General features: G+C 56.6%; 9 protein-coding genes and 1 pseudogene. 6 read left to right on the top strand and 4 right to left on the bottom strand.

The window, feature by feature from the left end; all coding sequences use genetic code 11:
• Nucleotides 1–227, top strand: a 227-nt coding sequence (locus DYI20_RS11630; protein ID WP_147472536.1) for a transposase, incomplete at its 5' end; no start/stop codon positions are given.
• Nucleotides 228–453: 226 nt separating this feature from the next.
• Here the strand turns inward: DYI20_RS11630 and DYI20_RS11625 are convergent.
• Together DYI20_RS11625 and DYI20_RS11620 are read right to left on the bottom strand one after the other, a co-directional pair.
• Nucleotides 454–881, bottom strand: a pseudogene (locus DYI20_RS11625) (transposase); the annotation flags it as partial.
• 511 nt (nt 882–1,392) lie between these two features.
• Nucleotides 1,393–1,959 carry a hypothetical protein gene (locus tag DYI20_RS11620; protein ID WP_110110954.1) on the bottom strand — a complete coding sequence of 189 codons (567 nt, stop codon included), beginning with the start codon at nt 1,957–1,959 and terminating at the stop codon, nt 1,393–1,395.
• A 384-nt stretch (nt 1,960–2,343) separates the two neighbouring features.
• Between DYI20_RS11620 and DYI20_RS11615 the strand changes: the two genes are divergently transcribed.
• The 4 genes from DYI20_RS11615 to DYI20_RS11600 all read left to right on the top strand — a co-directional run bounded on the left by DYI20_RS11615 (nt 2,344) and on the right by DYI20_RS11600 (nt 6,847).
• On the top strand, nt 2,344–3,645 hold the full coding sequence (locus DYI20_RS11615) for an extracellular solute-binding protein (RefSeq protein WP_183145637.1): 1,302 nt from the start codon (nt 2,344–2,346) through the stop codon (nt 3,643–3,645).
• The gene (locus DYI20_RS11610; RefSeq protein WP_244924691.1) at nt 3,642–4,625 is read left to right on the top strand and encodes a carbohydrate ABC transporter permease; all 984 of its coding nucleotides are present in this window, start codon (nt 3,642–3,644) and stop codon (nt 4,623–4,625) included. Before DYI20_RS11615 ends, DYI20_RS11610 begins: the two co-directional genes overlap by 4 nt.
• A gap of 35 nt (nt 4,626–4,660) precedes the next feature.
• Nucleotides 4,661–5,524, top strand: coding sequence for a carbohydrate ABC transporter permease (locus DYI20_RS11605; protein WP_110099443.1), 864 nt, complete (start codon nt 4,661–4,663; stop codon nt 5,522–5,524).
• A gap of 66 nt (nt 5,525–5,590) precedes the next feature.
• Nucleotides 5,591–6,847, top strand: coding sequence for an ABC transporter ATP-binding protein (locus DYI20_RS11600; protein ID WP_122549543.1), 1,257 nt, complete (start codon nt 5,591–5,593; stop codon nt 6,845–6,847).
• On the opposite strand, the gene DYI20_RS11595 is transcribed toward DYI20_RS11600, so the two are convergent.
• Both DYI20_RS11595 and DYI20_RS11590 read right to left on the bottom strand, forming a co-directional pair.
• The gene (locus tag DYI20_RS11595) at nt 6,844–7,383 is read right to left on the bottom strand and encodes a gamma carbonic anhydrase family protein (protein WP_110099391.1); all 540 of its coding nucleotides are present in this window, start codon (nt 7,381–7,383) and stop codon (nt 6,844–6,846) included. The two genes, DYI20_RS11600 and DYI20_RS11595, sit on opposite strands and share 4 nt — an antisense overlap.
• 44 nt (nt 7,384–7,427) lie before the next feature.
• Complete coding sequence (locus DYI20_RS11590) at nt 7,428–8,306, bottom strand: formyltetrahydrofolate deformylase (RefSeq protein WP_122549542.1); 879 nt, start codon at nt 8,304–8,306, stop codon at nt 7,428–7,430.
• A gap of 163 nt (nt 8,307–8,469) precedes the next feature.
• On the opposite strand from DYI20_RS11590, the gene DYI20_RS11585 reads away from it, so the two are divergent.
• Nucleotides 8,470–8,847 carry a hypothetical protein gene (locus DYI20_RS11585; RefSeq protein WP_122549541.1) on the top strand — a complete coding sequence of 126 codons (378 nt, stop codon included), beginning with the start codon at nt 8,470–8,472 and terminating at the stop codon, nt 8,845–8,847.
• Nucleotides 8,848–8,850: the final 3 nt, after the last annotated feature.

The following is an 8,850-nucleotide window of genomic DNA, read 5'->3' as shown; positions in this document are numbered from 1 at the left end:
TGGCCGAACTCAAGCGGTTAGGACGGACTCTGAAGCGTCGAGCTGCTGATATCCTGGCGTTCTTCACCCGACCGGGAACGTCGAACGGGCCTACCGAAGCGATCAATGGCAGGCTCGAACACCTACGCGGGTCAGCACTCGGCTTCCGCAACCTCACGCACTACATCGCGAGATGTCTGCTCGAGTCCGGCGGCTTCAGACCGGTTCTACACTCTCAATTACGATGAGCCTGTAATGTGGTGTTATTCTTTCGATTCATTCCTAAAAAGGAATTTAACTAAAAATCCGATCGCGATTGGCATGAGAAAATAGGCAGAGATAGAAAACGGTGTTAATGGGTCATTTGACAGTGCAATGGCTAATATATTTACAAGGCCTAGTAGTGCGCCGAATATAATGATCTTGGTAGTGCTCATGAGCGCATCCTAGCGAGATTGCATTTTGGGCTCATTGTTACTGAGGGTGCAGGTGGGGTCTGGATCGGCCGGCCTTGAGCAGGTTTCTGGTGATGTAGTTGGTTGGGTTCCGGAACCTGAGGGCTGAGCTACGGTGGTGTTCGAGTCGGGCGTTGATTGCTTCTGTGGGCCCGTTGCTACTGCCGGGGTGGTCGAAGTAGGCGAGGATGTCTCCAACTCGTTGTTTCAGGGTGCCGGCGAGCTGACGAACCTCGCCTAACACGCTCGAGATACCACTGGTTAGAGAGTTGATGACGTGTTGCATGGTTTGTTTGCCTTTCTTTGGGTCCCGGTCCCGGTAGGCGGTAACCATCCACTGATAGAACGCTCTCTGGTGGCTTCAACCTCAACATGCTGGTCGTTATGGAATAGTTCGTCTAAGCGCGTCTGCTGACGTTCAGTGAGCAATCCCGCACCGGTGTGTAGGGGCACCCCCTCAAACACGAAGAGCCGCATTTTGCTATTCCACGGCTGTGACCGATCTGGTCACGCACATGGTTGTCAACTGGCAGATCAGGGGTACAGCTACCTTACGCGCAACACGTCGAGGTGTTCTGCAACCGGCTCGACGCCACTCGGTGCTAAAGTGCCAGACGCCCTGGCCCGATCCCTGTGTGACATTCGCAAATGTGGGACACCAAGCTATGTCTTCGAATTTGAAGACTCGCCCACACGCCAGTGTTATTCTGGGGGCCCCTTAGCTGAGTGTTTCTTAGATATAAATGTAGCTGCAAGTCCTATTGCTATTGGTGTTATTAGAAATATAGGGGCGGTAACTACCGAGAGCGTGTCATCGAAAATATACACTAGCAAAATACTTGCAAGGCCTGTCAATGTGCCAGATATAAAGGCCTGTAGGTAGTTCATGTTTGGCTCCAAGGTATCCAGTCATAACGCAATCAGGTAAAGGCGCACGGGTCATGACGCGATTCTTGGCTTAGCATTCAATTGCGGCGGCGATGCCGGACGTGATGGCTCCACCTAATGCTCCGAGTGCAGCGCCGGCTGCCCCGCCGCCTAGTCCCTGTAAGGCTCCGCCACCTAGCCCTACGAGAAGGCCAGGGAGGCCACATTCGACCTCATACGGCACAGCCACAATATCCGTTTCTGAATTACTCTCTGAGTGTAACGATGGGAGTGATACGGTTATATCTTGACCGTCGTCGCTGACTTCGTATGACACCTCGACTACTTCGTCGTAGGCAGGGACGGGGATTTTCGTATCTAGCTTTTCGACAAGTTCACCATTATCGGAGGTAACGATGACGGTTCCGTCTTCTTGAAGAGAGGCTTTGCCGTGCGACAATTCTAGATGGATATACTCCGAGCCCTCTTCGGTGCGTTCAAAAAATGCATTGTATTCGACTGTATTGCCTTCTCCTTGAGCTGTGGAGACAGCTGGAGAATTGTCTTGGTGATGATCAGTCTGCGCAATTGCCGCGGGGGAACCTGCAAGTAGGAAACACACAGCGAAGCCCGCAGACGCTAGTACTTTATTTTTCACGGCTAACCTCGCATTCTTTGATTGTATGGTTCACTAACTGACTGTATGACCTAAGTTACATCACGATGCGCCCCAATGTGAATAGCGGCGTATCTTTTTGTTAACAGGGTAACCTGATATGGTGGATATCACACTTTTGTGCGAGATGATTGGCCTGCTGGCTGGGTGGCACCGGCGTCCGCCCGAAGAGGTGGGGGAGATCAGCACAGAATGGTTTGAGCGGCGTATTATTCCCTGACAACAACCGAGTAGCGGTACCAGTTTGGTGTGAAATATTTCAAATTGCGCCATGGTGGGTCTAAGGTTAGGCCATAAACGCTCCTCATGATCGGGCAGAGTCACCTGGCGTGAGGACCACCGATATTGTGAAGCGAAGTGATTGTTGTGGCACATCAGTCCACCCGGCGCCACCGAGCGGGCACCCTCGCTTGCCTGGGTGTCGCCTTGTCTCTCGTGGTTTCCGGATGCGGTCCGCAAGACGAAACTCCGGTGCTGACCTGGTACACCAACCCCGATGACGGCGGACAAGCCGAACTGGCCCAACAGTGTACCGCCGAAGCTAACGGCGCCTACCGCATCGAAACCTCGATGCTACCGCGTGATGCCTCTTCGCAACGCGAGCAACTCACCCGACGGCTGGCCGCCGGCGACTCCACCATGGACATCATGAGTCTGGACCCGCCGTATCTGCCTGAGTTGTCCGAACCAGGGTTCTTGGCTCCGGTACCAGATGACGTGGCCGAGCGAACCACCCACGATACCCTCGACGGTGCGCTGGAAGGCGCGACGTGGAAAGACCAGCTCATGGGCGTCCCATTCTGGGCCAACACCCAGCTGCTGTGGTACCGCAAATCCGTGGTTGAAGAAGCCGGACTGGACATGGATGAACCGGTCACCTGGGATCAACTCATCGAGGTGGCTCGTGATCAGGACAAATTCCTAGCAGTCCACGGCGCACAAGCCGAGTCGATGACGGTCTGGGTCAACGCCATGATGGAATCCGGTGGTGAACAGATCGTGGAGAACCCTGAAGCTTCGGTGGAAGATACGGAAATTGGTCTGGACTCTGAGGCAGGTCGCAAGGCTGCCGAGATCGTCGGCACGATCGGGTCCGAAGGCCTGGGAAGCCCTGGGCTACCAACCCAAGCCGAGAACGAAGCCATGTTGGTCTTTCAGCAAGACCGTGGCTCCTTTATGGTCAACTGGCCGTTTATCTGGCCGGCCACCCAGTCTGCAGTGGAAGAAGGCCAGTTCGACGAGTCGCTACTCGACGATATTGGTTGGACCACATACCCGCGCACCTTCGCTGATCAGCAAGCCACCCCACCCACTGGAGGCATCAACCTCGGTGTAGGTGCCGAATCAGAACACCAGGAGTTGGCTTGGGACGCCATTGAGTGCATCGTGAGTCCCGAGAACCAAGCCGAATACTTCATCAGCAACGGCAACCCGCCGGCCTCGGCGTCGGCTTATGACTACCCGGGCATCGATGAACAGTACCCGATGAAAGACGCCATCCGGGATTCTCTGGACATCGCAGCCCCACGTCCACAGACCCCGTACTACAACGAGGTCTCGACCGCCATCCAGCAAGAATTCACACCACCGTCTGAGGTGAGCGAAGAGACCGCGGGACGTACCGGGAACTTCATCACCGAAGTACTTCGAGGCGAGGCGTTATTGTGAGCTCAGCTACTCCTACTCAACAAGCCCCAGAACCCGGCCGGCCGACGACAAACGCGCCGGCACCAGGGAAACAGAAACGGTCCCAACGCTCAAAATCCGAAGCCCGTCTCGGATGGTTCTTGGCCGGACCGGCTTTCTTCATCATGGTGCTGGTGATCTTCTACCCGTTGCTCCAAGCGGTGTGGGACTCGCTGTTCTCCTACCGTCTGACCGCACCCGATGACCGTGCCTTCGTCGGATTGGGTAACTATGCCACAGTGCTTACCGATGCGGTGTTCTGGCGGGACCTAGGAGTCACCGTACTGATCACGGTGGTGACGGTGTTGGTGGAGTTGGTATTGGGCTTCGCGCTCGCACTGGTGATGCATAAGGCCATACGCGGGACCCGTGGTTTCGTCCGCACCGTGATTCTGATTCCTTATGGGCTGGTTACCGTAGTGTCGGCCTACGCCTGGTACTACATGTTCTCCTCCGACTCGGGATACATGAACTCGTGGCTGGACTTTCTGCCTGGAGTCGATGAAAACCTGAACTGGTTTGCCCAGGCCGGTACCGCACTCACAGTGATCATGTTGTCCGAAATCTGGAAAACCACGCCGTTCATATCGCTGCTGCTCTTGGCCGGGCTTGCCCAGGTGCCTCAGGAACTGGAGGAAGCTGCTGCGGTTGACGGCGCCAATTGGTTCCAGCGACTCTGGCGAGTCATCATCCCCAATATGAAGGCTTCCATCATGGTGGCCGTGCTGTTCCGCGCGCTGGATGCCTTCCGCATCTTCGATGCGGTCTTCATCATGACGCAGGGCGCCTACGGCACCGAGGTGCTCAGTCTGTTGGCTTATCGCACGTCGATCGGACGACTCGAAATTGGTTTGGGATCTGCTGTCTCGGTACTGCTGTTCTTGGCAGTCGCACTGATTGCCTTGGTCTCTATTAAGATCTTCAAAGTCGATCTGACCGGTCAAGGAGGATCCAAGAAATGAGCACCACGGTTCGCAACACTGGTGAGGCTACCTCCATGGAGGCCACCGCGGAGAAAGCCAAACGTCGCGGTTTATGGATCAAGGTCGGTTGGATCGTGCTGGTTGGATTTGTCACCCTATGGTGCCTGTTCCCGGTCGCCTCGATCTTGGCCACCAGCTTTAAGACCCCGGCGGATTTGTCCAACCGCAATTTCCTGCCCACCAACTTGTCCCTGGTCAACTACGAAGAAATCATCGTGGGTGACTCCCGTGAGCTCTTCCTCTCCGCCTTGTGGAACTCCATCGGCATTTCGGTGATCGCCACCGCGATCGCCGTCGTGTTAGCCACTATCGCCGCCTATGCCATCGCGCGACTGGAATTTCCCGGCAAAAGGATTGTGCTCGGGGTGTCCCTGATGGTCTCGATGTTCCCGGTGATCTCTTTGGTCACACCACTATTCAATATGTGGCGGACCGTCGGTCTCTACGACACTTGGCTCGGGTTGATTATTCCCTACCTGTCGCTGACGCTGCCGATCTCAATCTGGACACTTGCGGCGTTCTTTCAGCAGATCCCCTGGGAGCTGGAAAAAGCCGCCCAGGTCGATGGCGCCACCCCATTCCAGGCCTTCCGCAAAGTCATTGTGCCGTTGGCTGCCCCCGGAGTGTTCACCACCGCGATCATCGCGTTCTTTATCGCCTGGAACGATTTCGTCTACGGCATGTCCTTGACCTCGACCGAATCTGCTCGTACCGTACCGGCGGCGCTCGCCTTCTTCTCGGGCGCCTCCCAGTTCGAGGACCCCACTGGTGCGATCTCCGCCGCGGCGATAGTGGTCACCATTCCGATCATTATTATCGTGGTGCTCTTCCAGCGCCAGATTGTCTCGGGCCTGACCAGCGGTGCGGTGAAGGGCTAGTCCAGCGCCGGCCCCGGCGGTAGCATGACAGAACATCCAACCAATAGATAGGACACCAGCAGGATCATGGCATCGATTACTCTGGACCAGATAGTCAAACACTACGACGACGGATTCCCCGCCATTAAAGGCGTCTCTTTGGAGATCTCGGACGGAGAATTCGTGATCCTTGTCGGTCCATCCGGTTGCGGCAAGTCGACCTTGTTGCGGATGATCGTGGGACTGGAAGACATCACCGCCGGCGACCTGTACATCGACGGTCAGCGCGTCAATGAAGATGCGCCCAAAGACCGCAACCTGGCCATGGTGTTCCAGAATTACGCGCTCTATCCGCATCTGAGCGTCTTCGAAAATATTGCTTTCCCCCTTCGTCTGGCTAAAGCCAGCGATGCTGAGGTGACCGAAAAAGTCACGGAGGCCGCTAAACTTTTGGAGCTTACCGAACATTTGGAGCGCAAGCCCGCCAACCTCTCCGGCGGTCAGCGTCAGCGCGTGGCCATGGGGCGCGCTATCGTCCGGGATGCCGACGCGTTCCTGTTTGACGAGCCACTGTCAAACCTCGATGCCAAGTTGCGTGGTCAGATGCGGGCTGAAATCTCTCAGCTCCAGCGGCGTCTCGGAGTGACTTCGGTCTACGTCACTCACGACCAGACCGAAGCGATGACCCTGGGCGATCGGGTCGCGGTGTTGAAAAAAGGTGAACTTCAGCAGGTGGGCTCGCCCCGTGAGCTCTATGAACAACCGCTGAACCTCTTCGTAGCCGGATTCATCGGTTCCCCGTCCATGAACTTCTTACCTGCCACGCTGAAAGATACAGAGGATGGTCCGGTGCTGTCCTCGCCGGTGGCCGATATCCCGGCAACCGAACGACTGCGCCAGGCAGCATCTGGTCGCGATATCGTCTTGGTGGGGTTGCGCCCTGAATTCTTCGAAGACGCCAGCCTGGTTGATGAACGCAAACTCGACAACGGTTCGGTGTTCTCCGCCGATATCAGCCACGTGGAGTGGCTGGGCTCAGAACAGTATGGATACATTCCTTTCGAACAAGATCCGCGCGTGGCAGGACACCTAGACCAGCTGGCCAGCGAGCTGGATGCCGATGAGCTACGTCCCCAGATCGTGGCCACGCTGTCTTCTGAGTCGCTGGTCCGCCCCGGGCAGAGCAAGAAATTGTGGCTCGATTCTTCCCGAATCCACATCTTCGACCCGGAAACCGGGGAAAACCTGACACGTGACGCTGAACGTGGGCAGGAGCTGACGCGGCTTAAGGCCGAAGAACGGGCTCGCGAAATGGAGCTCGCCCGCTCTGAGCAACCGCACTAACGGTCAAGGTGGCTTTGGTTTTCGGGAGCGTCTTGATGTTGGGCGGCTAACTTCACGTAGATCTCCCAATTGCGTTGTAGCTGGGCCACTTCTTCGTCGCTCAGCTCCCGGCGCACCTTGGCCGGAACACCAGCGACAAGTGACCGGGGCGGAATAACGGTGCCCTCAGTCACCAGGGCACCGGCAGCAATCAACGACTGCTCACCAATCACCGAACCATTCATCACGGTCGCTGACATCCCGATCAAACATTCGGTCTCAACGGTGGCCCCGTGGATCACCGCGGAGTGTCCTACCGAAACGTTGTCGGCAATGGTGCACGGAAAACCCGCGTCGGCGTGCAAGACGACGTTATCTTGGAGGTTGGTATTGCGCCCCACACGGATCGGTGCCGTATCTCCACGAACGGAGACGCCGTAGAAGGCCGAAGAGTTCTCCTCCATCGCTACATCTCCGCTGAGAGTCGCGGTTGGGGCCAAGAAAACGGTGGAATCAATTCTCGGGCGTGCGCCCGCAATCGTCACAATGTGTGCCATAACACCATCTTAACGGGTGGGCCGGCGGTTGTCTGCCGGCGGGACTACTCGAAAATCACCGTGCGACGTCCATCCAACAGCACTCGGTGTTCAGCGTGCCATTGAACAGCTTGCGCTAACGTGGCCCCCTCCACAGAGCGGCCGCGGTCGACAAAATCGCCTGCGGTGAGTCCGTGGTTAACCCGGTGGACGCGTTGTTCAATGATCGGGCCTTCATCCAGGTCCGCGGTCACGTAGTGTGCGGTGGCACCAATCAGCTTCACACCCCGAGCGTGGGCCTGGTGATAAGGCTTGGCACCCTTGAAGGAGGGTAAGAAGGAGTGGTGAATGTTGATTGCCTTGCCTTCGAGCTTCTGCACCAGCTCATCGGAGAGAATCTGCATGTACCGTGCTAGCACCACCAGTTCCACGTTGTATTCGTCGACCAGTTGCATCAGGCGGGCTTCGGCATCGGCCTTGTTGTCGGTACCATCGGCGTTTTTCACCAGCGGGATATGTACGAAGGGGATGTCGTAGAAGTATGCCATCGGCTGCAGGTCGAGGTGATTGGACACGATGACTGGGACATCGATCGGCAAGGTCCCGGCGCGCTGCTGGAAGAGTAGCTCGTTCAGTGTTCGGCCGTCTTTGGAGCACATGATGATGGTCTTGGTCCGTCCGTTGGCGTCCCAGACATTCAGGTCCATAGAGAATTCTTCACGGACCTGGTCGAATACCGGGTCAGCTTCGTCCCGCCTGTAGGGGGATGTGAAGGTCACCCGCATAAAAAAGGTCCCCGTGTCTGGTGAGCCGAATTGCTGTGATTCGGTGATGTCACCTTCTAACTCGAGCAGACAGCCGGTGATCGCATGCACGATTCCGGGTTGATTGGCACATGACAGGGTCACGACCAGACGGTGCTCAGCGGCGGTATTGGCGGGCATTCAAATCCTTATCATCGTCAGGTGCGCTCGGCGCAGCACTGTGTGTGGCGAACAAACGGTTCGGTCGGTGTCAATCCTACGCTCCGAGGAGACTTTGACCCGCGGGTGTCGTACGTTTGACTTTCCTGTGAAAGTGGTGAGGTGGTTAATCGCGGCTATTGTAGTGGCCGCTGTCGTTGCGGCCGGCGTCGTGGTCACTCAGCCAGCTATGGCGATGATGCAACGAGTCGAGGGGAAACTTTCAGCTGGAGAATCAATGACGAGTCGCCAGGCCGGGCCCCCCTTGGGCCACAATCTGTTGATTGCTGGGGAGGTCCCGAATGTCAACGACGGCATCTTCCACAGTGCTCGCACATTGTCGAATGATGAGTTTGAACGCTACTTCAGTGGTCAAGAAGGCAACGTCTCAATTACCGGGCCTGACGGTGATGTTAACACCGTGACGAACCGCTACACACCGGGATCGTCCGTCAATATCGCGAACGGAACGGGCTATCTGGACCCCAGTAACGAACTCTGGTCCCGTCCAATGGGAGGGTAGCTT

The organism is Auritidibacter ignavus, from assembly GCF_003703835.1.
GTDB classification, from domain to species: domain Bacteria; phylum Actinomycetota; class Actinomycetes; order Actinomycetales; family Micrococcaceae; genus Auritidibacter; species Auritidibacter ignavus.
The sequence above is the reverse complement of the archived record's forward strand: the minus strand, read 5'-3'. Positions and strand labels throughout refer to the sequence as shown.

What these genes read in the sequence shown, in the direction of transcription:
- DYI20_RS11600 (WP_122549543.1), top strand. Translation starts at nt 5,591, where the DNA reads ATGGCATCGATTACTCTGGACCAGATAGTCAAACACTACGACGACGGA.
- DYI20_RS11605 (WP_110099443.1), top strand. Translation starts at nt 4,661, where the DNA reads ATGGAGGCCACCGCGGAGAAAGCCAAACGTCGCGGTTTATGGATCAAG.
- DYI20_RS11595 (WP_110099391.1), bottom strand. Translation starts at nt 7,383, where the DNA reads ATGGCACACATTGTGACGATTGCGGGCGCACGCCCGAGAATTGATTCC.
- DYI20_RS11590 (WP_122549542.1), bottom strand. Translation starts at nt 8,306, where the DNA reads ATGCCCGCCAATACCGCCGCTGAGCACCGTCTGGTCGTGACCCTGTCA.